At 71.1% G+C, this 24,023-nt stretch carries 18 protein-coding genes; 13 read left to right on the top strand and 5 right to left on the bottom strand.

From position 1 onward, the window contains the following. The first annotated feature begins 213 nt into the window (after window positions 1-213). The 3 genes from ACZ4O3_RS35230 to ACZ4O3_RS35220 all read left to right on the top strand — a co-directional run bounded on the left by ACZ4O3_RS35230 (window position 214) and on the right by ACZ4O3_RS35220 (window position 7,457). The gene (locus ACZ4O3_RS35230) at window positions 214-1,518 is read left to right on the top strand and encodes a cytochrome P450 family protein (RefSeq protein WP_362720757.1); all 1,305 of its coding nucleotides are present in this window, start codon (window positions 214-216) and stop codon (window positions 1,516-1,518) included. A gap of 756 nt (window positions 1,519-2,274) precedes the next feature. After that, complete coding sequence (locus tag ACZ4O3_RS35225; RefSeq protein WP_362720754.1) at window positions 2,275-5,127, top strand: TIGR03767 family metallophosphoesterase; 2,853 nt, start codon at window positions 2,275-2,277, stop codon at window positions 5,125-5,127. Between the two features lie 107 nt (window positions 5,128-5,234). Further along, a complete protein-coding gene (locus tag ACZ4O3_RS35220) occupies window positions 5,235-7,457 on the top strand; it encodes a TIGR03767 family metallophosphoesterase (RefSeq protein ID WP_467726238.1) in 2,223 nt (740 codons plus the stop codon). A gap of 89 nt (window positions 7,458-7,546) precedes the next feature. On the opposite strand, the gene ACZ4O3_RS35215 is transcribed toward ACZ4O3_RS35220, so the two are convergent. Beyond that, window positions 7,547-9,403, bottom strand: coding sequence for a hypothetical protein (locus ACZ4O3_RS35215; RefSeq protein WP_467726237.1), 1,857 nt, complete (start codon window positions 9,401-9,403; stop codon window positions 7,547-7,549). A gap of 164 nt (window positions 9,404-9,567) precedes the next feature. Here ACZ4O3_RS35215 and ACZ4O3_RS35210 point away from each other — a divergent pair, with 164 nt between their 5' ends. Further along, complete coding sequence (locus tag ACZ4O3_RS35210; RefSeq protein ID WP_362731720.1) at window positions 9,568-9,792, top strand: hypothetical protein; 225 nt, start codon at window positions 9,568-9,570, stop codon at window positions 9,790-9,792. A gap of 305 nt (window positions 9,793-10,097) precedes the next feature. Here the strand turns inward: ACZ4O3_RS35210 and ACZ4O3_RS35205 are convergent, their stop codons facing one another. Together ACZ4O3_RS35205 and ACZ4O3_RS35200 are read right to left on the bottom strand one after the other, a co-directional pair. After that, window positions 10,098-12,074 carry a hypothetical protein gene (locus ACZ4O3_RS35205; protein ID WP_467726235.1) on the bottom strand — a complete coding sequence of 659 codons (1,977 nt, stop codon included), beginning with the start codon at window positions 12,072-12,074 and terminating at the stop codon, window positions 10,098-10,100. A 295-nt stretch (window positions 12,075-12,369) separates the two neighbouring features. Next, window positions 12,370-13,278, bottom strand: a complete 909-nt coding sequence (locus ACZ4O3_RS35200) for a LysR family transcriptional regulator (RefSeq protein ID WP_362720703.1) — start codon at window positions 13,276-13,278, stop codon at window positions 12,370-12,372. Window positions 13,279-13,413: 135 nt separating this feature from the next. On the opposite strand from ACZ4O3_RS35200, the gene ACZ4O3_RS35195 reads away from it, so the two are divergent. Further along, window positions 13,414-14,133 (top strand): type 1 glutamine amidotransferase domain-containing protein, encoded by a 720-nt coding sequence (locus ACZ4O3_RS35195; protein ID WP_467726233.1) that lies wholly within the window; start codon window positions 13,414-13,416, stop codon window positions 14,131-14,133. A 131-nt stretch (window positions 14,134-14,264) separates the two neighbouring features. On the opposite strand, the gene ACZ4O3_RS35190 is transcribed toward ACZ4O3_RS35195, so the two are convergent. Next, complete coding sequence (locus ACZ4O3_RS35190; RefSeq protein WP_467726231.1) at window positions 14,265-14,822, bottom strand: hypothetical protein; 558 nt, start codon at window positions 14,820-14,822, stop codon at window positions 14,265-14,267. Window positions 14,823-14,931: 109 nt separating this feature from the next. Between ACZ4O3_RS35190 and ACZ4O3_RS35185 the strand changes: the two genes are divergently transcribed. The 8 genes from ACZ4O3_RS35185 to ACZ4O3_RS35150 all read left to right on the top strand — a co-directional run bounded on the left by ACZ4O3_RS35185 (window position 14,932) and on the right by ACZ4O3_RS35150 (window position 23,158). Further along, window positions 14,932-15,621 carry a TetR/AcrR family transcriptional regulator gene (locus ACZ4O3_RS35185; RefSeq protein ID WP_362732575.1) on the top strand — a complete coding sequence of 230 codons (690 nt, stop codon included), beginning with the start codon at window positions 14,932-14,934 and terminating at the stop codon, window positions 15,619-15,621. A 1,255-nt stretch (window positions 15,622-16,876) separates the two neighbouring features. Next, complete coding sequence (locus tag ACZ4O3_RS35180; protein ID WP_467726230.1) at window positions 16,877-17,149, top strand: hypothetical protein; 273 nt, start codon at window positions 16,877-16,879, stop codon at window positions 17,147-17,149. Window positions 17,150-17,464: 315 nt separating this feature from the next. After that, window positions 17,465-18,205, top strand: a complete 741-nt coding sequence (locus ACZ4O3_RS35175) for a DUF1684 domain-containing protein (protein WP_362725023.1) — start codon at window positions 17,465-17,467, stop codon at window positions 18,203-18,205. 49 nt (window positions 18,206-18,254) lie between these two features. Continuing rightward, window positions 18,255-19,769 carry an ABC transporter substrate-binding protein gene (locus tag ACZ4O3_RS35170; RefSeq protein WP_362725020.1) on the top strand — a complete coding sequence of 505 codons (1,515 nt, stop codon included), beginning with the start codon at window positions 18,255-18,257 and terminating at the stop codon, window positions 19,767-19,769. Next, window positions 19,769-20,734, top strand: coding sequence for an ABC transporter permease (locus tag ACZ4O3_RS35165; protein ID WP_362725017.1), 966 nt, complete (start codon window positions 19,769-19,771; stop codon window positions 20,732-20,734). The genes ACZ4O3_RS35170 and ACZ4O3_RS35165 overlap by 1 nt, the downstream gene beginning before the upstream one ends. Next, window positions 20,731-21,600 (top strand): ABC transporter permease, encoded by an 870-nt coding sequence (locus ACZ4O3_RS35160; RefSeq protein WP_362725014.1) that lies wholly within the window; start codon window positions 20,731-20,733, stop codon window positions 21,598-21,600. Before ACZ4O3_RS35165 ends, ACZ4O3_RS35160 begins: the two co-directional genes overlap by 4 nt. Beyond that, window positions 21,597-22,397, top strand: a complete 801-nt coding sequence (locus ACZ4O3_RS35155; protein WP_467726228.1) for an ATP-binding cassette domain-containing protein — start codon at window positions 21,597-21,599, stop codon at window positions 22,395-22,397. The genes ACZ4O3_RS35160 and ACZ4O3_RS35155 overlap by 4 nt, the downstream gene beginning before the upstream one ends. Further along, window positions 22,394-23,158 (top strand): ABC transporter ATP-binding protein, encoded by a 765-nt coding sequence (locus ACZ4O3_RS35150; protein ID WP_467726227.1) that lies wholly within the window; start codon window positions 22,394-22,396, stop codon window positions 23,156-23,158. The genes ACZ4O3_RS35155 and ACZ4O3_RS35150 overlap by 4 nt, the downstream gene beginning before the upstream one ends. A gap of 484 nt (window positions 23,159-23,642) precedes the next feature. On the opposite strand, the gene ACZ4O3_RS35145 is transcribed toward ACZ4O3_RS35150, so the two are convergent. Next, complete coding sequence (locus ACZ4O3_RS35145; protein ID WP_467726225.1) at window positions 23,643-23,996, bottom strand: hypothetical protein; 354 nt, start codon at window positions 23,994-23,996, stop codon at window positions 23,643-23,645. Window positions 23,997-24,023 lie beyond the last annotated feature (27 nt).

The raw sequence follows: 24,023 nt of genomic DNA, 5'->3' as shown, positions 1-24,023 counted from the left end.
TTCATGGCGGCCCTGGATCCGAACCTGTCACAGGTGCCCGGGGTCGGCAATCGAGCATTCCCCCGGACGGCACACTCCGCTTTTCCGATTCCCTGCCGTTCCGACGTCACAGGTCCGCGTCAGGGTGAATCGCGTTTTCTCTATCCGGGAGGCGTCAATGGATTCCACGCTTGAGCCGACCTGTGCCACCGTGGGAAGAGAAGAGGGCCGTCGATGACTCAGATGCAGGAACAGGAGACCGCGGACGAGACAGCCCGGGCGGTGGACGCGGCCTCCCGTGGCTGCCCGGAGTACCGGGCCAACCCGCACCCCCTCTACCGGCACCTGCGGGAGAACGCGCCGGTCTGCCGCATCACCCCGCCCCACGGTGTGCACTCGTACCTGATCACCCGGTTCGAGGACGCGAAGGCCGCCCTTGCCGACCCCCGGATCAGCAAGGACATGTACGCCGCGATCGACGCCTACCGGTCCATCTTCGGCGACTCCTCCATCGCCCTCGACGACAACATGCTGTTCGCCGACCCGCCGAAGCACACGCGGCTGCGCCGGATCGTCAGCCGCGCCTTCGTGCCCCGCCGAATCGAGGCGCTGCGCCCACGGGTCCAGGAGATCACCGACACGCTGCTCGACAACTGCTCCACCCTTCAGCCCGTCGATCTGCTGTCGGCCTTCGCCTTCCCGCTGCCCCTGCAGGTGATCTGCGAGCTCATCGGCGTTCCCGAGGAGGAGCGGCCGGAGGTCCAGCAGTGGTGCAGTGTCGTGGCGCGGACCGGTTTCAGCAAGAAGGACAAGGATCGCCTCGCCGAGGCGGAGAACACCCTCCGGGAGTACTTCGAGGTCCTGATCGCCCGTAAGCGCAAGGACCCCGAGGACGACCTGCTCAGCGTCCTCATCCAGACGAAGGACGAGCAGGAGTCGTTGACCGACGGCGAGTTGCTGTCCACGCTGTGGGTGCTGCTGTTCGCGGGCCACAAGACGACCGCCTACCTCATCGGCAACGCCGTCTACACGCTGCTCACCCACCCCGAGCAGCTCAGGCAGGTGATCGGCTCACCCGACCTCCTCCCGAACGCGATCGAGGAGATCATCCGCTTCGAAGGCTCGGTCGAGAACGCGACCTTCCGCCACGCCCTCGAGGACATCACCATCGCGGGGACGCTCATTCCCAAGGGTTCGCTGGTACAGATCGCGGTCACCTCGGCCAACCGGGACCCCGCCGTGTTCGAGAACCCCGACACCTTCGACATCACCCGGCCGGGCGTACAGAGCAAACACCTGGCCTTCGGTACGGGACCGCACTTCTGCCTCGGTGCACCGCTGGCGAGGATGGAGATGCAGATCGCCCTGACCTCGCTCTTCCGCCGCTTCCCGGATCTCTCCCTGGCGCTGCCGGCGGAGGAGGCCAAGTGGCTCACCGTGCCCTTCCCCGCCTTCCGCGGCCTGACCGAACTCTCCGTCGTCCTGGACCCCTCCAAGATCCTGGACGACTGGGCCTCCGGGATGGTCGACATCGCGTGACCTCACGGGCGCAGCCCGCGGCCCCGGCGAAGTGCGCTGCCGTACGACCGGTGCGCCTCACCGGGGTCCAGACCACCCCCAGCCGGAGCATCAGGGCACCGCGCCCACGGCTGTCCTGCACTGCGCCCCATGGGGATCGTGACCGCGAACGTCGTTGAGGACGTGGCTTCGCAGGGCACTTCAGCGGAGCCTGCCGGCGTCACGGTGGACATCGCCCGCGAGATCGGCCGCCGTCCGGGAGTACCGGTGGAGCTCGTCTGCTTCGACGCCGCGCGAAAGTCGTCCGTCCCATGGCATCGAACCGGGCGGATCTGTGTTTCCTCGCGGTCGAACCGGCACGGGAGGCGGAGGCCGCCTTCACCGCGCCCCACGTGGTGAACTCTGTCTGAGTCGAACTCTTCGGCACGCAGCCGTGGTACGTGGTGAGGAGGGCGTGGAGGTCTTCCCGGCGCGGGGCCTGGAGGCCGCGGCAGGGATCCGCCAGCCGATGACGGCGTTCGTCGCGGAACACGCGGACCGGGTCCGGCTGACCGAGGACCGGTTCAAGGAGACCAGGCAGGCCGTCGGGGCTCCGCGGAAGTGCGCACCCGAGACCGTACGTTTCCTGCGCGCAGTGCTCGAGGAACTGAAGTCGGAGGGCTTTGCGGCCGACGCCCCTGGCGCCCCGGCCGCTGGCGGACACGCCTGTGGAACGAGGCGGAACGGAATGGAACGCCCAGGAGGAGACGGGGTCGGACCTCTCCTGGGAGACATGGCGTGGGTATCTCGCGAAGAACGCTACTGACGACGACCGGAGTGGCCGTGGTGGCGGCGGCCATCGACGCGGGCGGTTTTGGTGCGGCCGCCGAGGCCGCGAGTGCGGTCGGCACCGGCAAGGCGGCGGCCGCCTCCGCGGCGGACGTACGGGTGGTGACCACGTGGGACCAGACGGTGCAGCGGGCGAGTTACGCCCAGGGCGCCGGCTACCAGCGGATCGTCGCGGGGCCGGGGGAGCCGCACACCATCCGCACCGACCTCTGGAACCGTTTCGGCCCGCCGACGCTGGCGCTGGCGGCGTTCGCGCAGATGACCGACCTGCACATCGTGGACGACCAGTCGCCGGCCCGCCTGGAGTTCATGGACCGCTACGCCGACGCCGGTGCCCCGCACTACGGCTCGTACCCCACCGATTCGGCCTACCGCGGCCATGAGTTCCTCTCGACCCAGGTCGTCGACGCGATGTGCCAGGCCATCGCCGGGATCGGCAAGGGCCCGCGGAGCAGGAAGCCCCTGCAGTTCACCATCGTCACCGGCGACGCGATCGACAACTGCCAGCACAACGAGAACCGCTGGTACATCGACCTGCTGGACGGCGGCCAGACCATCGTCCCGGACTCCGGACAGATCGGCCTGGACCAGAGCTTCGCCGGCGGCGCCCTGACCAGCGGCGGCACCGCGGACAACCACTACTACTACCCGTCGGTGCCCCCGCAGCAGGTGCCGGGCAACCAGTACACCGGCACGTCAGGGCTCGGATTCCCTTACGTTCCGGGCCTGCTGGACGCGAGCGGAGTGGTGGGCGCGGCCCGTCGTCCGTTCGTCTCCCACGGCCTGGGCATGCCCTGGTACGCGGCGTACGGCAACCACGACGGCCTGTGGCAGGGCAACGAACCCATCGACAACAACCTCGTCGACGTGCGGGGCATGACGGTCGGATCGTCCAAGACCACGGGCACCTCCGCCGACCTGCCCGACAACTACAGCGACCTCGGCACCTTCGGCAAGCTGATGGTCGCCTGGGACCTGGAGGGGACCCGGGTCGCCGCGGACCCCAACCGGCGGCTGCTCACCCGCAAGGCGTTCATCCAGGACCACTTCAACACCGCCGGACTGCCGGTCGGCCACGGCTTCCAGGGCGTCGGGGTCGACAAGGCCTACTACGCCATTCCGTCCGGCTCCGGCGACCTCGTCCGCTACATCACCCTGGACTCCACCAACACCAACACCGACGGGTTCGGCTCCGGTGCCGCGGGCGGGTCGATCGACACCGATCAGCTCAACTGGCTGGAACAGCAGCTCAGGGCCAACAGCTCCCGGTACGTGGACACCAACAACCACATCGTCACGCAGAGCGGTGTGCAGGACAAGATGTACGTCCTGTTCTGTCACCACACGCTCAACACCATGGACAACCTCGACGACGGCATCTTCGGCGGCATCTTCGGGGACCGGCACACCGGCGACGAACTCAAGTCGCTGCTGCTGCGCTACCCGAACGTGATCGCCATGGTCAACGGGCACACCCACGCCAACAAGATCGTCCCCCATCCGACACCCGCCTCCAGCCCGATATCCGGCGGCTTCTGGGAGATCTCCACCGCCTCCCACATCGACTGGCCGATCCAGAGCCGCATCATCGAGATCATGGCGAGCCCGGACGCGCAGAACGCGGGTGAGTTCGGCTCCTCCGCCGGTCCCGCCACCCTCTCGATCTTCACCACCATGGTCGATCCCGCCGCACCCCTCTCCTTCGGCGGCGACACCAGCACCCCCGCGCAACTCGCCTCCCTGGCACGGGAGCTGGCCACCAACGACCCCCAGGAGGTGAGCCACGGCATCACCAACCGCATGGGCGTCGACCAGGACCGCAACACCCAACTCCTGCTGCCGGCCCCCTTCCCGCTGCACGCGCCGCTCCCGTTCGGCTCCCCGATCGCCACGGCCCGCAACAAGGACGGGCGGCTGGAGCTGTTCGGCACGGACGCACAGGGCAATCTGTGGACCACCAGCCAGCAGACCGTCGGCGGCACCCTCCAGCCCTGGACGAAGCTCGCGACCGGTCCGGGGTGGCGCTGCGTCACCGCCGGCACCCACCAGGACGGCCGGGTCGAGGTGTTCGCCATCGACCAGAACGGCTTCGTGAACCGTCGCGCGCAGACCGGCGTGGGCAGCGCCACCTACACGGCGGCCCAGTCGTTCGACTCCGCCTTCACCTCGGTGAGCGCCGTCCAGGACCAGTGGGGCGGCATGCAGGTCTACGCGACCCGCAACGACAACACCATCCGCCACCGCTGGCAGGACTTCCTCAACGACGACACCCCCTCCAACGGCTGGTTCACGCCCTGGACCCAGCTCGGCGGCACCGCGATCCAGCTCGCCGTCGAGACCGGCTCCGACGGACGCGCCGTGCTGGTCGCGATCAAGGAGGACGGCCTCCTCATCCAGCGCAGGATGAACGTCGCCAACGCGCAGACGGAGAGCGAATGGGGCGGGGTGTTCCCGGTCGACGGCATCCTCGACTCCATCGACATGGCCCGCAACCTCGACGGTCGCCTGGCGATCTTCGGCACCAATCCCGACGGGATGCTCTGGCGCCGCTTCGAGACCGCCCCCGCCGCCGGCACCTGGCAGTCCTGGGCCCAGATCTCCACCCAGTACGGCGGCACCACGCTGCGGATGCGCCACGTCGCCGCCGAGCGCAACGGGGCCGGGAAGATCGAGCTGTTCGCCGTCGACGACACGGGCACGCTCTACCACTGCACGCAGACCGACCCCAGCAGCACCGGCTGGTCGGCCTGGGAGTCCTGCCAGTTCCAGCTGCGTGCCACGCACAGCATCATCGGCCTGTGACCGGCCCGGCGACACCTGAACCGTCCCGCTCGTCCGCCTGAACGCGGGTGGCGGCGCCGCCCAGCGGCAGGGCCGCCACCCGCGCGGGTTACCGCGAAGGAATCGACATGGCAATCTCCCGACGCAGGATCCTGACCGCCGCCGGTGTGGCCGTGGTGGCCGCGGCCATCGACGTCGGCGGTCTGCGCGCCGTCGCCCGTGCCGTATCGCCGCCCCTGGGCACCGGCACCGCGTTCGGCCTCACCACCCTGGACCAGACCGTGCAGGTCGGCCCCGATCTGGGCCTGGGATACCACGGCGTGGTCAGCGGGCCCGGCGAACCGCACATCGTCCGGAACGACTTCACCCTCACCACCTCGCCGCAGGTCACCCGGTCCCTGTTCGCCTTCGCCCAGATGTCCGACCTGCACATCGTCGACGACCAGTCGCCGCTGCGGGTCGAGTGTCTGGACCGGCTCGCGGACTACGGACCTCCGCACTACAACTCGTACCCGACCGAATCGGCCTACCGAGCACATGAGTTCCTCTCGACGCAGACGACCGACGCGATGTGCCGCGCCGTCCGGCAGGTCCTGCGCGGGCCGCGAACGAGCGCACCGCTGGCCTTCACCGTGGTCACGGGCGACGCCGTCGACAACTGCCAGTACAACGAGTCGCGTTGGTACATCGATCTGCTCGACGGCAATACGGTGCGCCCGGACTCCGGTGACCTCACCAAGGACGAGAGCGTGTCCGGCGGCCAGTTCGGGACGGAGACCCACTACTGGCATCCCGAAGCACGGCAGACTCCGCCCGACAACAACGCCCAGCACGGCTTTCCCGTCGTGAGCGGCCTGCTGAACGCCGCCCGCAGACCGTTCACGGCGACCGGGCTGGGCATGCCCTGGTACGCCGCCTACGGCAACCACGACGCGCTCGTCCAGGGCAACGTACCGATCGACTTCCTCCCCTTCGACCCGCTCAAGAGCGTCGCCACCGGCTCCACCAAACTCACGGAGATCGAAGGCGTCCCGGACGTGTTCGACAACACCGCGACGTACTATCTGGACCTGCTGGAGGATGTACTGACGGGCGAGTTCACCCTCCGGACCGCGCACGTGACGCCGGACCCGTCCCGGCGGCTGCTCGCCCGGAGCGATTTCATCGCGGAGCACTTCAACACCACCGGTGTCCCGCGTGGTCACGGCTTCACCTCCGGCAGCGACAGGGGCTACTACGCGATTCCCTCGGGGACCGGCGACGTACTCCAGTTCCTGGTGCTGGACACGACCAACACCAGCGGCGGTGCCGACGGCGCCATCGACACGGACCAGTGGAACTGGCTGAACGCCCAGCTCAAGGCGAACAGTTCACGCTACGAACTCGACGACTCCGACGGCACCAGGGCCAGGACGGTGGTCACCCAGCCCGGCGTGACCGACAAACTCATCGTCATCTGCTGCCATCACACGCTCGACTCCATGGACAACACGGACAGCGGTTCTCCCTACGGCGGCACGGAACTCCGCGAGTTGCTGCTGCGCTTCCCGAACGTGATCCTCATGGTCGACGGCCACACCCACACCAACAACATCTCGGCCCACAAGACCTCCTGGCCGTCCGCCCTCGGCAACGGCTTCTGGGAGGTGAACACGGCGTCGCACATCGACTGGCCCATCCAGAGCCGGATCTTCGAGATCGCCGAGGGCGGCGGCCTCCTGTCGATCTTCACGACCATGGTGGACTCCGACGCACCGCTGTCGTGCAACGGGGACACCAGCACCCCCGCCGCGCTGGCCTCGCTGGGACGCGAGCTGGCGGCCAACGACCTCCAGGCGGTGGCGGCCGGCATCGGCAAGCGCCGTGGAACGGCCGACGCCCGCAACACACAGCTGCTCCTTCCCGCTCCCTTCTCCCTGCCCGCCGGCCGTGGTACCCCGCTTCCGAGCGCGGGCTGGCCGGTGGTTCAGCAGGGGGCGGGCGGTGAGCGGGTCTGGACCGCGCAGCACCTGCTCAACGCCCGGGGAGCCGCGCTGAGCGTGGACGGCGCCTTCGGACCCTCCACCGGCAGCGCGGTGCGGTCCTTCCAGTCCAGCCGCGGTCTGCCCGCCGACGGGATCATCGGCGCCGCGACCTGGCGGGCCCTGGCCGTCGCCGTGCAGCAGGGCGGCAGCGGGCCCGCGGTGACGGCGTTGCAGCGCCAGCTCAACGCCCACGGGGCCGCGCTGAGCGTGGACGGCGCCTTCGGTCCGTCCACGGGGAGCGCGGTGCAGGCCTTCCAGTCCGCCCACGGCCTGCCGGCGGACGGGGTTGTCGCGTCCACGACCTGGCAGACGCTGACCGCACTGTGACGCGGACCGCCCGCGGACTGCCGGCCGGCCGGGTACGTGCGCCACCACCGTCGGGCCCGAGGGATTCTCCATCCGGTCCTGGACGTACGTCACGTCGGCCAGTAGGAGCACCGTGAGCCGGTGTGCACGGTATGGCCGAGGTGCTCGCCGATCAACGGATCAGCATCCGTGATCCGTTGCAGCGCGCGGCGGATCGCCTTGCCCACGGCGATCCGCGCTCGTTCGTCGCTCCGCGGCTCCAGGCCGGCCGCCTCGGAACGCGGCCCTGTCAGGCGACGCCGGTACTCGTCCACCGCCACCCGGTCCGGCGCCGGCTGCTGCGCCAGGGCACTTCTCCCGGCGGCACCGTCGAGCAGGGACAGCCCCGCCACCAGGTCGACGGCCCGGATCTCCTGACGCGGGTTGGCGACGAGCACCGCGAGATGGAACATGCCGATGCTGTGCTCGACGAGCAGGCTCCTGCGGCCCAGACCGATGCGCCACTTCCGGCCCTGGCGGACACATGTCGCCTCCGCCTGCGGCGGCTCTTTGTCCGGCTCGCCGGGCCGCCCGGCGTCCCGCAGCGCCGCGGCCTCCTCCGCGGCGGCGGCCAGTTCGCGCCGGGCGGCGGTGTCGTCGTCCGGCAGGGCCCGGCGGGTGAGGGCCTGCGCGAGCATCTGCCGGGAGGCCGTGACCGCGGGCCAGTGCGCCAGTGCGAGGTTGTGCCGCACGGCCGCCCGGAAGTGCCCGACGGCCCTGTGCGGATCTCCCGTGGTCAACGAAGCGACCCCGAGAGCGTGCTGCACCGAGCCGAGACAGGTGACGGCGAGGCTACCCATCATGGGCAGGTGACCGAAGGGGCTCAGCAGGTCGTACGCGCGCGCCGCCGCCTCCCCGTCGTCGAGCAGGTACGCGGCCTGCACGATGCCGTTCATGGTGACCAGCCAGGTGCTCGAACGCGGCAGACCGGCAAGGTCGCGGCCGCACAGCGTGGCCAGCGCGCCGACCGCCGTGCGCCGGTCCCCGGCCACCGCCGCCACCACCGCGAGTGCGGCCAGGGCATGGTTGTCCACCGGGCTGAGCTCGGGGGAGTGCACCAGACCCCCGAGGAGCGGCAGCAGTTCGTGGACGCGCCCCTGATACCACCGGATGGTGAGCAGTTGCCCCTCCAGCCAGACCGTGGCGTCGACGTCACCTGCGGCCGCCCCGCGCTCGGCACACGCACGTGCCAGTGTCTCGGCCTGGTCGAGGCGGCCCGCCCGGATGGCGAGCATCACCTCGATCGCGCTCACCACGAAACCGACCGCAAGGTGATCCCGCTCGGCCAGCAGGTCCCGCAACTCGGCCAGGCGGCGCTCGGCGTGCGGATCGCCGTCGAGGAACAGGTCCACCGTCTGCCAGAGGAGGCCCATCAGCAGGTCGCTGTGGCGTGCGGTGCGGAAGCTCTCCGCGACGAGATCGACCGACAGCCTTCGGCGTAAGACCCCGTGGTCCGGGCCCAGCACGCAGTGATGAGCGAGGCTGAGGGCCTCGGCCCGCGCCACCGGGTCGGCCGACAGTCTGGCCTCGTCGAGCAGGGCGAGTACCGCTGCGTGCTCACCGGCCCGGTAGTCGGTCTCCCCGGCGAGCCTGACCCGCAGCCGCAGGGCGAGCGGGGAGTCCGGGGCGAGGAGCGACAACGCGTGACGCAGCCGTGACCGCAGCAGCGCGGAACCCGCGACGGTGCGGTGTTCGTGGACCCAGAGACCGCCGAAGCCGACCGCCGCGACGGCCATCGCCTCGGCGTCACCGGTCGATTCGGCGATCCGGTAGGCCGCGTCGAACCGCTGCCGGCCGGTCCGCAGGTCACCCTCGACGACGAGGGCGCGGGTGGCTGCCGCGAGCAGCGTCTCAGGGCTGCTCGCCGGTTCGGGGCCGAGTCCCGTCGCGCCCGGACCGTCCTTGGCCGGTGCGTCCATCCCCGTCATGGCTCCACTTCGCTCCCCGCCCGGCCGCGCCCCGCCGCGCCAGATTCTGCCTCATCAGCCACCGCACGTTCCTGAGCGGGAGGGTAAATCGTCGGGACGGAGGTGGGGGCGACGGGAACCGGCCCCCATCACCCGCACCCGCAGCAGCTCAATACACTCCCACGATGGACAACATACGGTGCACCCAGTGCGGTGCGGTGGGGCTGGAGCCGGGCTTCGTCGAGGACTCCGGACAGGGCTCTCCCGGATTCGCGCGGTGGATCGCGGGCCCCCTTCGGCGAGGCCCGCTCGGCGGCGCCAGAAGGATGGGCCGACCACGCTGGCAGATCGATGCCTATCGTTGCCCCACCTGCGCACACCTGGAGCTGTTCGCCGCCCAGCGGGACTGACGGCCCCTGCGGAGAGCGTGGGTCGCAACTCCTCGTCCAGCGACCGCTGTTGACGGGCCACCCCGTCCGACACCCGTACCGGTGGGGTGTGCCGCCGGGCAACCGACACCTCTGGGCTCTTCGCCACGCCCGCATCCACCACTGAGAAGCACCGGCGTTACCCCGTCAGAAGCACGTGGCCCGCGGAGCGGATCCGCGTCGAGCGCGCCCATGCCGAGCAAGCGCGGTGGCGGCCCCTCCAGCGATGCATCGGACGGTCGGGGACCGGGCCGGCGATCGCTCGGTGGTGCACCACGCCGTGGTCGTCATTCGGGCCAGTACGAGCACCGCACCCCGGTGTGCACCGCGTGCCGCAGGTGTTCACCGATGACCGGATCGGCCGCCGCGATCCGGTCCAGCGCCCGGCGGACGGCCTTGCTCACCGCGACCCGGGAGCGCTCCTCGCCCTCGGCGAAGCGGCGGGCGCGTCCCCCCAGGCCCGTGGCACCCGCCAACTGGTTCATCAGCCAGTCGTGTTCGGCCTGGGCCGCGGCGGCGCGCTCCTGGTCGTCGGCCGCCTTGAGTTCATCCAGTTCGGTACGCAGCCGAGCCAGACGGTTGCGGTACTCCTGCGTCGCCACCCGGTCCAGTACCGGCTGCCCGGACAGGGCCGTGTGCTCGGCGGTCCCGTTGAGCGCGGCCGGCCCCGCCACGAGGTCGACGGCCCGGATCTCCTGGCGCGGGTTGGCCATCAGGACCACCAGATGGAGCATCCCCACGCTGTGCTCCACCAGGACGCTGCGCCCGCCGAAGTCGATCCGCCATTTGCGGCCCACCCGGGTACAGAACGCCTCGGGCCGCCGGCGCCCGTCCTCGCCTCGCGGACCCGCGCCCTCACGCCCGTCGATCCCCGACGGTGCCGGCGCGGCCTCCTCGGCGGTCACCGCGAACTCCTCACGGACGGCGTCGGCCTCGGCCTGCCGGCCGGCCCGTTCGAGTGTCTTTGCGAGCCGGTCCCGGGAGGCCGTCGCCGCGGGCCAGTGCGCGAGGGCGAGATTCTGCCGTACGGCGTCCCGCAGATGGGTCACGGCCCGGTCGACGTCTCCCATGGTCAACGCGGCGACGCCGAGCGCGTGGTGGGCCGATCCGAAGCAGGAGATGGCGAGACTGCCCACCATCGGCAGGTGCCCGTACGGACTCAGCAACTCATAGACCCGCGCCGCCGTGTGGGCGTCGTCGAGGAGGTAGGCGGCCTCGGCGACACCGTGCATCGTCACCATCCAACTGCTCGACCTCGGCAGGTCGCCGAGGTCACGGCCGCACAGCGTGGCCAGCGCGCTGACCGCCTTCCGCCGGTCCCCGGCCGTCACCGCGGCCACCGCCAGTGCCGCCTGGGCGTGATCGTCCACGGCGCTCAACGTGGGGGAGTTGACCACCTCGCCGAGCAGCGGCACCAGTTCGACCACCCGGCCCTGGTACCAGCGGATGGTCACCAGCTGCGCGGCATGCCACACCGTGGTGTTGACATCTCCGGAGGCCGCCCCGCGCTCGGCACACGCACGTGCCAGTGTCTCGGCCTGGTCGAGGCGGCCGGCGCGGACCGCGAGCATGACCTCCATCGCGCTCACGACGAAGCCCACCGCGAGATGGTCCCGCTCGGCGAGCAGGCCGCGCAGTTCCGCGAGGCAGCGTTCCGCGTGCGGGTCACCCTCCAGGAACATGTCGACGGTCTGCCACAGCAGGCCCATCAGCAGATCGCTGCGGCGGGAGGTACGGAAGCTCTCCGCGACCAGTTCGGCGGCCAGTTCCCGGCGAAGCGAGCCGTGCTCCGGCCCGAGCAGGCAGTGATGGGTCAGGCTCAGGGCCTCCGCACGCGCCATCGGGTTCGGCCGCGACCTCGCCTGCTTGAGCAGTGTCAGTACCGCCGTGTTGTCGCTGCCGCGGTAGTCGCCCTCCCCGGCCAGCCGGATCCGCAGCCGCAGCGCCAGGGAGGACCGCGGATCCAGCAGCTCCAGGGCCCGGCGTAGCCGCGACTCCAGGAGGACCGAGCCGGCGACCGTGCGGTGCTCGTGCACCCACAGGCCGCCGAAGCCGAGTGCGGCCACCGCCATGGCCCGTTCATCGCCCATCGACTCGGCGATCCGGTAGGCGCGTTCGAAGCGGTCACGGCCGGTGCGCAGATCACCGTCGTCGACGACGGCGACGGTGCCCTCGGCGAGCAGGGTCTGAAGTTCACTGGAGCGCGGGACGTCCGGCCCGGCCGGACCGCGCGCGTCCCGCACGGGCGCATCCACGTTGTTCACGGCTGTGCTTCTCTCCCGGGTGCACTCGACAACGCCAGGTGGAAGCCGGCCGGACCGCCGTGTCGGTCGTGATCGGTGGTCTTGCCACAGGCGGAGGACGACGGCGAATGAGCCTAGCGCAGGGAGCCTGGTGAAGAACAGCCACAAGTTGTACGGGATGTGGACATCATGTGGGGCCCGGGCCGGGGCGTTCAGGATCCCGGTGAGGCAGCCACTTCACTCCCTCCTGCCCCGTACTTCCTGCTCCTGCGCACGCGCCCCGCCGCATCCCGTCCCACCGCCTGACGTCCAGTGGTCAGAGCGGCCCCCACGTGGTGGCGTGTTCGAGGAGCCGACGTCGGACGAGTTCGACGGCGGGCTCGGCGGGCTCGGAGCGGGTCACGAGGTAGAGGGTGTTGAGCGGTGGCACCTCGGTGCGGTGCAGCTGCTCCAAGGAGCCCGCGTTGAGCGCCGGTTCGGCCAGATAACGGGGAAGGACCGAGATCCCCGCGTCGGCGATCACGGCCGTGAGGACGGCCCGCAGATCGGGCACCAGGACGGACACGGGGTTGGGCGGCCGGCGGCGGAACTCGCTTCGCCAGTACCGGCGGATGATGGGCAGTTCCGCCGCGTAGGCCACCAGCGGCAGATGTGCGAGGGCTGCGACGGGATCCTCGGCGAGCCGCCGCGGGTCGACGGAGCGGGCCGCGGTCGGCGTGCCCACGAGGAGGAACTCCTCGTCCACATAGGGCGCCGCGGTCAGACCGCGCAACTTCGCCGACGGCCGGACGGAGGACATCACCAGGTCAAGGCCGCCCTCGGCGAGGGAGACGAGCAGCGGCTCGGAGAGGCCGAGGGTGAAGTGCAGGACCAGGCCGTGGCGGCTGAGCGGGGCGAGCGCGGGCAGCAGCCGGGCCTGCGTGAACTCGCCTGGCGCGCCGAGTCGTACGGTGCCCTGGAAGGCCTGTTCGCCGGCGTCCTCGGCCAGTGCCTGGCGCAGGCCGTCCAGGTGGGGTCCGATCCGGCGGGCGAGCTCGTGCGCCTGGGCGGTGGGACGGGCGCCGTGGCGTGACCGGGTGAACAGGCTGTCGTCCAATTGCTCTTCGAGCCGGGCGAGTTGTCCGCTGACGGCGGGCTGCGAGACGCCCAGTGCACCGGCGGCGGCGGTCAGCGAGCCGCGGCGGTAGATCTCCAGGAAGGTCGTCAGCAGATCGAGGTCGGTCACGCAACCCACGATACATAAGCAATCTTATGGGCAGGACGTGATCGCAGAGCGGATCTGATGGAGGCTGGACGGCGTCACCGACCGAGGGACGTAAACAGCGAGCCACGTCCCCCTTTGAGAAGAGGTCCGTTTCCCATGGCGAAGATCCTGATGGTCATCTCGGCTTCCGACACCCTGATCCTGGCCGACGGCACCGCCCACTCCACGGGCTACTGGGCCGAGGAGGTCGCCGCCTCGCACCGCGTACTGGTCGAGGCCGGTCACCAGGTCGACATCGCCACGCCCGGCGGTGTCCGGCCGACGGTCGACCCGATCTCCCTGGACGAGCGCGGTGGCGTGGATCCGGCCGCCGGCGAAGCCTTCCGGGCGTATCTGGAGTCCATCGACGCTGAACTGGCGGCTCCGCTCGACCTGGCGGCCGTCCACGGCATCGACTACGACGCCCTCTTCCTGCCCGGCGGTCACGCCCCGATGGCCGACCTCGCCGCCAGCGCCGAGCTCGGCGCCCTGCTCACCGAGGCCGACGGCCGTGGCGGAACCATTGCCGCCCTGTGCCACGGTGTGGCCGCCCTGCTCAGCGCGGAGCGCGCGGACGGCACCTTCGTCTTCGCGGGCCGCACCCTCACCGGTTTCACCGACGAGGAGGAGCGCCAGGGCGGCCTCGGCGACGCGGCGCCGTGGCTGGTGGAGAGCCGGCTCGCGGAGCGTGGCGCGCTCGTGGAGACCGGCTCCCCCTGGTCGGACACCGTGGTCGTCGACGGCAACCTGATCACGGGCCAGAACCCGCAGTCCAGCGTCAGCGCGGCCAGGCAGGTCCTCACCGCCCTCAAGGGCACCCGCCGCCTGACGGCCTGACGGCCTGACGGCCTGACGGCCTGACGGCCTGACGGCCTGACGGCCTGACGGCCTGACGGCCTGACGGCCTGACGGCCCGTCGGGCGGCGGGCCGCCGGTCCGGGGACGGCGCGGGCCTCGGCCGGCAAGGTTCAGTGCCCGGGGGCCGAGCGGGGCAGGCGGATCGCCGAGACGAGGAAGAAGATCCCGCCGAGCGTGGCGTAACCGGCGAGGGCGGTCAGCGAGGGGTCGTCCTGGCCGGCGCTTCGGATGAAGCTCGCGCCGGCGAGGACGGAGATGCCGCCGCTGAGGATCATGGCCCACTGGCCGCCCATGGGCCGGCGTGCGACGCCCACGAGCAGCTGGATGAGGCCGGAGACGACCGCCCACGCGCCCCAGACGCGGAGCACGTCGGCGACGCCCGAGGTGCCGGCGACCGCCACGCCGATGGCGGCGAGCACGCTGACGGCCATGTTCGCGTACAGACCCTTGACCGGCCCGGAGGTGCGAGCCGACCTGGCATCGACGACGGCCGCGGCCACGTCGAAGGCGGGGTAGAGGAACAGCAGCACCTTGGCCCCGGTGGTGAGCTCGGAGCCGGCCACCAGCAGGAGCGCGGCCCAGGCGGCGGCGAAGGCGAAGCGGACGGCGTAGAGCCGACGCAGGGCGGGTGCGGCACCGATGCGCTCGGCGGGGGTCGTGGATGCCATGGGGTACTCCAATGACTGTGAGATAGAGAGAACGTTCTCTCTTAGTCGCAGCCTGGCACGCCTCGCCCAAGAAAACAAGAGAGAGCGTTCTACCCCGTACACTGGTGACATGACACAGACGGAAGCCGGGACAGGCACCGGCCGGCGGGTCTCCGAGGCCCGGGAACGGCTCTTGAAGACCGCCGGGCAGCTCTTCTACGCGGAGGGCATCCACACCGTGGGCGTCGACCGCCTGGTCGCCGAGTCGAAGGTCACCAACGCCACCTTCTACCGCCACTTCCGCAGCAAGGAAGACCTGGCCGTCGCCTACATCGAAGGCGTCGACCAGGCGATCCGCTCCCAGATCGACTCCCTGATGGCGGCGGACGTGCCCACCGAAGGCATCCTCCGGGGCATCGGTGCGTCCCTGGTCGAGCAGATCCGCTCGCCCGGTTACCGCGGCTGCGCCTTCCTCAACGCGGCAGCGGAATTCCCCGATCCCGGCCACCCGGTCCACCGTGCCGTCGTGCAGCACCGCGCCTGGTTCCTGCGGACGATCACCGGACTGTTCGCCGAGATCGCCACTGCGGAGGCCGACCACGCCGGCCGGCACTTCGTCATGCTCCGGGACGGTGCGATGAGCGCGGGTTACCTCGGCGACCCCGTCCTTGCCGGCGAGACCTTGCTGCGTGGCATCGAGGGACTGCTGCGGATCCACGCCGCCCGTGGCCTCGACGAGCGCACCGGCTCCGCACCCGGCCCGGCCTCCTCGGCGGCCACGACGGTTTCCGACATCGACTGCTCGCCGCCCGGCGCGTAACCGCGACCGGGGCGACGCCAGGCGGTCACCGCGCGTCGCAGGTCGACCTGCGGTGGGCCGCGGGCTGTTGGTGAGGGCGCGGAGGGTGAACTCGAAGCGGTCGTGTCCGGTGCCGGAGATCGGCTCGGCCGCAGGACGTCGAGTCTGCTGGAACGCTTCTCGCAGGCGGTGCCGTGAGGCGTTCCAGCAGTTCCTCGTGGCTGAGCACCCCTTCCTGATCCTGGCTCGGGCGCCGTCGCTGCGAGCAGGATCGCCAGGATTCCGGGGTACTTCAGGTACAGGTCGCGGATCTGTGCGTACACCCCGAACAGTGATCCGCTCGACGGTGATCGGCTTCTTGCGCGGTGCCGGCGCGGTGACCCCGCTCCGGGTTGGCCTGCGGCTCTGTTCCGGCGCGCCCGCATGATCGGCTCCGCCTTGTCCTGATCAGTGGCCTCTGCCTGTCCTGGTCAGTGGCCTTTGGGGAGGGGTCGGGGGAAAAGGGGGGCGTGCACATGCGCACCGCTTCACAGCAGCCGGCTCGAGCATGCCCGCAGCGCGGGGCCGGGATGCGCGGGAAGGGTCCGGCGCGCCCTGGCCCGACGGCATGGTGGGAGGCTGCTCGCCGAGGTGCGAGGTGAAGGACGGGCGGATCCTGCGCGCGCGGCGTGACGCCTCCTCGCTCCTCGCCTGTGCGGCCGCACTCGCCGTGCACGGGTTCAGGGCGGCCTCGGCGCCGGCGGTGGCCCTCAGACCGCGCCTGGCGCGGTTGCCTCTGACGCGGACGGTGTTGTACCGCGCCGACGCACCCGAGTTGTACACGCCGATCGACGAGGTCGCTCGGGTGACAGGCACCCGTGGTGTGGACGCGATCGTGGTCGACGAGCAGGTCGACGCGAGCGTCACGGCCTACGGTCTGCGCGGGCGTCGGCGGGCGACGCTGGGTCTGCCCCTGTGGGAGACCCTCACGCCGCAGCAGCGGGTGGCCCTGCTGGGCCACGAACTCGGCCACTACGGCAACGGGGGACACCCGCCACGGCCGGGTTGTCGGGACGGTCTACGGGTCGCTGACCACCTTGCGCTGCTACTTCATGCCGATCGAGGACCCCACCTTCCACGAGATGGTCGTCCACCTGCTGTTTCCGGTGCCCGGCCTGCTCCTGAAGACCGTACTCATGCTGCTGGACCAACGGACGCTGCGGGCCGCCGGCGCGCCGAGTAACGCGCCGACCGCGAGGCCGCCCGCCCCGGGTCCACCGGGGCCGCCGTGGAACCCATGGACCGGTTTCTGGTCGCGGACTCCGTCGCCACCACCCTGCGCCGCGAGCGCAACAACGCCGCCCTGCGCGGCATGCGCGAGGCCGAGGCGCGGGCGGACGAAGCGTGGGAGCGGCTCACCGCACACATGGCGTCGATTCCCGAGTACGAGTACGAGCGCCAGCGGCGTGTCGGCGCCCGGCGCGGACACAGCGTCGACGCGGCCCGTCCGCCGACGCACCTCCGCCGCGAGTGCCTGCTCGTCCACGCGCCGTGCCCGCGACCGCTGTGACGGACGGCGACCGGGAGCGCCGTGTCGCCGCGGAGCTCGCCGGTGCGCGCAGGGAGGTGGCAGGGCGGACAGTCCGGGAGGGCGTCGAGGAGCGGTGACGTGTTCTGGCGCCGCGGCACGGGCCTGACGGGGATCACGTCACGATATGCGGTGGTCCGGGGATACCGCGCGGGCGCCACGGGGGACCGTCGACCTCGTCCGTCGGCCGTCTCAGTGGGCGAGACGAGTGTTTGACATTAGGCGATCTTATGGCGGATAAAGTACTTGCTTTGGCCACGTGATGACGTTCCGTGGTGATCCAGCCCTGCTAGCCGAATGAGTACCGCCGTGTCCGACTCCTCCGCCTCCCCGGCTCCCGTCGATCCGCAGGAGGACTGGGACGCCTGGTGTGCCGGGCGCCGGCGCGCGCTCACCTCGCCGACCGGCAATCTCGCCCTCGTCGAGACCCGCTGGCTCCCGGCCGGCGAGCAGGCCGACGCCGACGCGGCCCGTGCCGGACAGCCCGCCACTGTGACGGTCACCACGCTGAGCCGCAGCGATCTCGTCACCGGCGAGCCCGAGCACGGCCTGCGCTTCTGGGACGCGGAGGCACCCGCGATCCGCCACTTCGAGGGCGTCGACACCTTCCCGTACGACCCCGCCTGGGTCCTGGAGGCCGCCTACACGCCCGTCGCGGGCGCCCGCCGGATCGCCTTCGAGCACATCCGCGACAACGGTGGCAGCCGCGACCTCGTCGTCCCCGGCGACATCACGCTCACCGTGGACGGCCGCGCGTACACCCTCAGCGCCTTCGACGACGACGGCACCCTGCTGCTCGTCTTCGGCGACCCCACCAACGGGGACACCACCTACGGCGCCGGCCGCTTCCTGTTCGTCGAGCGCACCGCCGACGACGGCCGGGTCGTCCTCGACTTCAACCGGGCCTTCGTGCCGCCCTGCGGCTTCTCCGATCAGTACAACTGTCCGATGCCGCCTCGGCAGAACCGTTTCCACCTGCCCGTAGAGGCCGGTGAGAAGCGTCCCGTCTTCCGCGAGGGCTTCCCCGCACAGCACTGATCGCCCGACGCCCCCTCCCCGTACCGCAGCACGAAAGCGCACGCACGCCATGAGACTGAACAAGCCCGCCCTGTACGCCGCCGCGACCACCGCCGGCCTCGCGCTCGTCCTCACCGCCTGCGGCGGTTCCGCGACCAGCGCCTCCGGTGGCACCTGGGACAAGAACGCCACCGTCAACATCGGCTCCCTGTACGAGCCGCAGAACCTCGACAACACCGCGGGCGGCGGCCAGGGCGTCACCGAGGCGCTCAACGGCAACGTGTACGAAGGACTCTTCCGCCTCACCGACGACGGCAAGGTCGACAAGCTCCTCGCGAAGGACTACAAGGCCAGCGCCGACGGCCTCACCTACACCTTCACCCTGCGCAGCGGCGTGAAGTTCCACAGCGGGAAGGAACTCACCAGCGCGGACGTCAAGTACAGCCTGGAGAAGGTCCTCGCGGACGACTCGCAGTCCGCCCGCAAGAGCAACCTCGAGGTCGTCAAGGACATCGCCACCCCCGACGCGCACACCGTCAAGGTCACGCTGTCCCAGCGGTCGATCTCCTTCGTCTACAACCTCTCCTACGTCTGGATCATCAACTCCCAGGCGAAGGACCTCAAGACCAGCGAGGACGGCACCGGCCCGTACAAGCTGGGCAAGTGGACGCGCGGCTCGGCGCTGAGCCTGAACCGGTTCGCCGGCTACTGGGGCGGCGCGGCGGCCAACAAGCAGGTCGTCTTCCACTACTTCAAGGACGCCACCGCCCTCAACAACGCCCTGCTGACCAACGCCGTCGACGTGGTCACCAGTGAGCAGTCGCCGGACGCCCTGGACCAGTTCAAGAGCAACCAGAACTACAAGGTCAACGACGGCAACTCCACCACCAAGCTGCTGCTGGCCTTCAACGACAAGGCCAAGCCGTTCACCGATGTCAAGGTGCGCCAGGCCGTCTCCGCCGCCATCGACGACAAGAAGCTCCTGGAGTCGGTCTGGGGCGGCTACGGCAAGCTCATCGGCTCGATGGTGCCGCCCACCGACCCCTGGTACGAGGACCTCACCAAGGTCAACGCCTACGACGTCACCAAGGCCAAGAAGCTGCTCGCCGAGGCCGGTTACGCCAAGGGCTTCTCCTTCACCCTCGACACCCCCAACTACGACCCGCACCCCACGGCCGCGACCTTCATCAAGGCGCAGCTGGCCAAGGTCGGCATCACCGTCAAGATCAACACGATCACGCCCGACGAGTGGTACACCAAGGTCTACAAGAACCACGACTTCACGGCGACACTCCAGGAGCACGTCAACGACCGTGACCTGGTCTGGTACGGCAACCCCGACTTCTACTGGGGCTACGACAACAAGCAGGTCACCCAGTGGGTCGCCCAGGCCGAGGAGGCCACCACGACCGCGCAGCAGACCGAACTGCTGAAGAAGGTCAACCGGCAGACCGCCGAGGACGCGGCCAGCGACTGGCTCTACCTCTACCCGCAGATCGTGGTCGCGAACACGAGGCTGTCCGGCTACCCGCTCAACGGACTGAACTCGCAGTTCTACGCCTTCGACATCAAGAAGAAGGACTGATGGGGCGCTACCTCCTCAGACGCCTCGCCTTCCTGGCGGTGTCGCTGGTGCTGGCGAGCGTGGTCCTGTTCGTACTGCTGCGCCTGCTGCCCGGCGACCCCGCCAACGCGCTCACCTCGGTGGGCGCCAGCCCGGAGCAGATCGCCGCGGCCCGCCACTCCATCGGCTCCGACCGGCCGCTGCCCGCGCAGTTCACCCACTGGCTCGGGCAGCTGGCGAGCGGCGACCTCGGCACCTCCTTCGTCAGCTCGCTGCCGGTCGGTCCCGAGGTGACCGCCCGCCTGAACGTCACCGTCCCGCTCACCCTGGCCGCGTTCGCGCTGGCCGTCCTCGTCGCCGTACCCGTCGGCTTCGTCGCCGCCCACAAGCGGCACACCTGGTACGGCGCCCTGCTCAGCGGGATCTCCCAGCTGGGCATGGCGGTCCCGGTGTTCTGGCTCGGCATGATCCTCATCGCGGTCTTCGCACTGAACGCGGGCTGGCTGCCGTCGGGAGGCTTCCCGCAGGACGGCTGGGCGGCGCCCGCCGACGCCGTCCGCTCACTCGTCCTGCCGGTGGTCACCATCGCCCTGGTGATGAGCTCCTCACTGATCCGCTACGTCCGCTCGGCCACCCTCGACGTCCTCGGCAGCGACCACCTGCGCACCGCCCGTGCCCTCGGCGCGTCCTTCCCGGCCGCCATGTGGCGGCACGGGCTGCGCAACGCATCCGTGCCGGTGATCTCCGTTCTCGGCATCGAACTCGCCTCGACCCTGCTCGGCGCCGTCGTCGTGGAGTCCGTCTACGCTCTGCCCGGACTCGGCTCCCTGCTCGCCACCGGCATCGCCCAGCACGACTACCCGGTGATCCAGGGCGTCCTGTTCGTCTCCACCCTCGCCGTCCTGCTCATCGGGTTCGTCGCCGACCTCGTCCAGCGGATCATCGACCCGCGACTGCGCGGCCGGCTGTCGGGAGGAGCCCGATGACCACGACGGACGTCCTGGACAAGGCCCCGGTCACCGCACCCGCCCGCGGCCGCCGCCGCTCGGTGACCCTGCTCGCCGGGTGCACCCTCACCGCACTGATCGCGCTGCTCGCCCTGGTCTCGCTGGTCTGGCTGCCGTACGCCACCGACGACACCTCCGGCGGGCGGCTCGCCGGTCCCGGCGGCGGGCACCTGCTCGGTACCGACAAGCTGGGCCGGGACCTGTTCACCCAGCTGATGACGGGCTCCCGGATCGCCGTCGAGGCCGGACTCGGGTCCGTGCTGATCGCCGCGCTGATCGGCGTCACCCTCGGGGTGCTCGCCGCGTTCGCCCAGGGGTGGCTCGACGACACCCTCGCCGCGTTCCTCGACATCCTGATCGCCTTCCCGACGCTGCTCCTCGCGATGCTCGTCGTCGCCGCCCGCTCGGCGACCCTCGGCTCCGCCGTCCTCGCCATCGGCCTGGCCCAGAGCGCGGTCGTCGCCCGCCTGGTACGGATCCTGGTCAAACGGGTCCTCACGCAGGACTACATCACGGCCGCCCGCACCTCGGGCACCTCCTGGCCGCGCACCGTCACCGGGCACGTCCTGCCCAACATCTGGCCCACCCTCGTGGTCAACCTCGCCCTCCAGTTCGGCCTCGCCGTGCTGGCCGAGGCCGGGCTGTCCTACCTCGGCCTCGGCGCGCCGCCGCCCAACGCCTCCTGGGGCCGCATGCTCCAGGAAGCCCAGGCCACCTTCACGACCGCCCCGGCCGGCGCGCTCGCCCCCGGCATCCTGCTGGTCCTGCTCGTCGTCGGCGTCAACCTGATCGCCGACGGGCTGCGCGACACCCTCGACCCGGCGACCCGACAGAGGCGGTCATGACCCTCCTCGACGTAGACGGTCTGACCGTACGCACCGCCGACGGACGCACCCTGGTCGACGACCTGTCCTTCCGGCTGGCCGCGGGCGAACGCCTCGGCCTGATCGGCGAGTCCGGCTCCGGCAAGTCCCTGACCACCCTCGCGCTGCTGGGCCTGCTGCCCGACGGGATGCGCGCGGACGGCAGCGTGAGGCTGGCCGGCACCCAGGTCGTCGGCGCCACCGAGAAGCAGCTCACGGCCGTACGCGGACGCCGGGCGGCCGTCGTCTTCCAGGAACCGCTCACCGCCCTCGATCCGCTGATGCGGGTGGGCCGCCAGATCGCCGGACCCCTCGGCCGCCGTACCGGCCTCAGGGGCAGGCAGCTGCGGGCCGCCGTGGGGGAGGCCCTGGACCGGGTCCGGCTGCCCGAACCCGAGCGGATCGCCCGCGCCTTCCCGCACGAGATCTCCGGCGGCCAGCGCCAGCGCGTCGCCCTCGCCATGGCCCTCGCGTGCGAGCCGGAGCTGCTCATCGCCGACGAGCCCACCACCGCTCTCGACGTGTCGGTGCAGGCCGAGATGCTCGACCTGCTGGACACCCTCGTGCGTGAGCGGGGGATGGCCCTGCTGTTCGTCAGCCACGACCTCGCCGTCGTCGCCAAGATCGCCGACCGCGCCCTCGTCCTCAAGGACGGCCGGGCCGTCGAGGAGGGCCCCGTCCTGGACGTCATCGGCGCGCCCGTCGCCGAGTACACCCGGACACTCGTGGCCGGTGCCCGCAAGCTGGAGGCCGCCCTGGACCTGAGGAGCGCCCGATGAGGCCCGTACTCGAACTCGACGACGTCGCCGTCCGCTACCGGGGCGCCGCCGCCGACACCGTGCAGGGCGTGTCCCTGGCCGTCGAACCGGGACAGTCGCTCGCGCTGGTCGGCGAGTCCGGCGCCGGAAAGACCACCCTGCTGCGCCTCCTGCTGGGCCTCGCCCGCCCCACGAGCGGTACGGTCCGCTTCGACGGCGAGCCTCTCGCGCCGCGCGACCGGCGACAGCTGCGCCGGTTCCGGCGGGGTGTCCAGTGCGTCTTCCAGGACCCGTACTCCTCACTGGACCCGCGCCGCCGGGTGGCCGCCGTCGTCGCCGAACCGCTGCGCTCCCTCGGCCTGGACAGCCGTACGACCGCCGCGCCCAAGGTGGCCGCCGCGCTGGAACGGGTCGGTCTGCCCGCCGACGCGGCCGACCGTTACCCGCACGAGTTCTCCGGCGGACAGCGTCAGCGCATCGCCATCGCCCGCGCCATCGTCTGCGACCCGCGGGTGCTGCTCGCCGACGAACCGGTGAGCGCGCTCGACCTCACGACCCGGGTGAAGGTCGTGGACCTGCTCGCCGAGCTGAAGCAGGAAAGCGATCTCACCCTCGTCATGGTCAGCCACGACCTGTCGGTCGTCGCCTCACTGTGCGAGCGCACGGCGGTGCTGGAGCGTGGCCGGCTGGTCGAACAAGGAACCACCGAGCGGGTGCTGGGCGCACCGGAGCACCCTTACACCCGGCGGCTGATCGACAGCGTGCCCCGGCTGCCCGTCTGAGCGGGACGGACGGCGGCCGGAGACCATCGGGCTCGTACGGTCGAGGGTGAGGGCTGGCCCTGATCCGACCCGGCGGATCGAGGAGTTCCCCAAGCCGGTGATCGTCGCGGTCAACGGCCTCGCCCACGGTGGTGGTTGCGAGATCGCCGAGACGGCCCCGCCGGCGATCGGCGCCGAGCAGGCGACTTCGCCGAGCCCGATTTCTCCCTCGGCTGTCCGCCCCCGTCCGGCGGCTCGCGGCACCTGCCGCCACACGCCGGCCGCAAGCGTGGGCTGGAGATGATCCCGACCGGTGACCCGATCCCGGCCGCCCGAGCCGCCGAACCGGCCCTGGGCAACGCCGTCGTACCGGCGCACGAACCACTGGACGCCGTACGTGCGCCGGCCGCACGGATGGGCCGGCGCACGTCGACAGCCGTAGCGGCCTGCCCGGCGCGCGGTCACCCGCGGCGACAACCTGCCCATCGGTGAGGGCCTGGCACGCCTACGGGCCCGCCGGGCCGGTGTCGTCGGCGGCTCGCGCGGCGGCCGCCCGTTCCAGCAGGGACCAGCCGTCGGCCTCCACCGGTCGTCGTTCCTCCGGCTGCCACCCGTCGGCCGGCGCCACGTCGAGCAGTACCCGGTCGGCGCCCTGCTCGTGGAGGTTGAGATCCGCACCCCGGGCGAAGCCCACGTCCCCGGAGCCGAAGGGGGCGCCGCCGGGGACGTATCGGCCGGGACCGGAGGCAAAGACAATGCGGAGCGGGCCTCCGGTGCCGGCCGGCTGCGGGGACAGGGTCAGGGTCTGGCGGCAGTCCACGGACCGGCCGGCGGCGTCCGCTTGGTGGCTGTGGCGCATCGTCCACATGTGGACGCGCCCGTCGGC

Source organism: Streptomyces sp. NPDC026515, from assembly GCF_055567595.1.
Note: the sequence above shows the minus strand (reverse complement) of the source record. Positions and strands in the feature narration are given on the sequence as shown.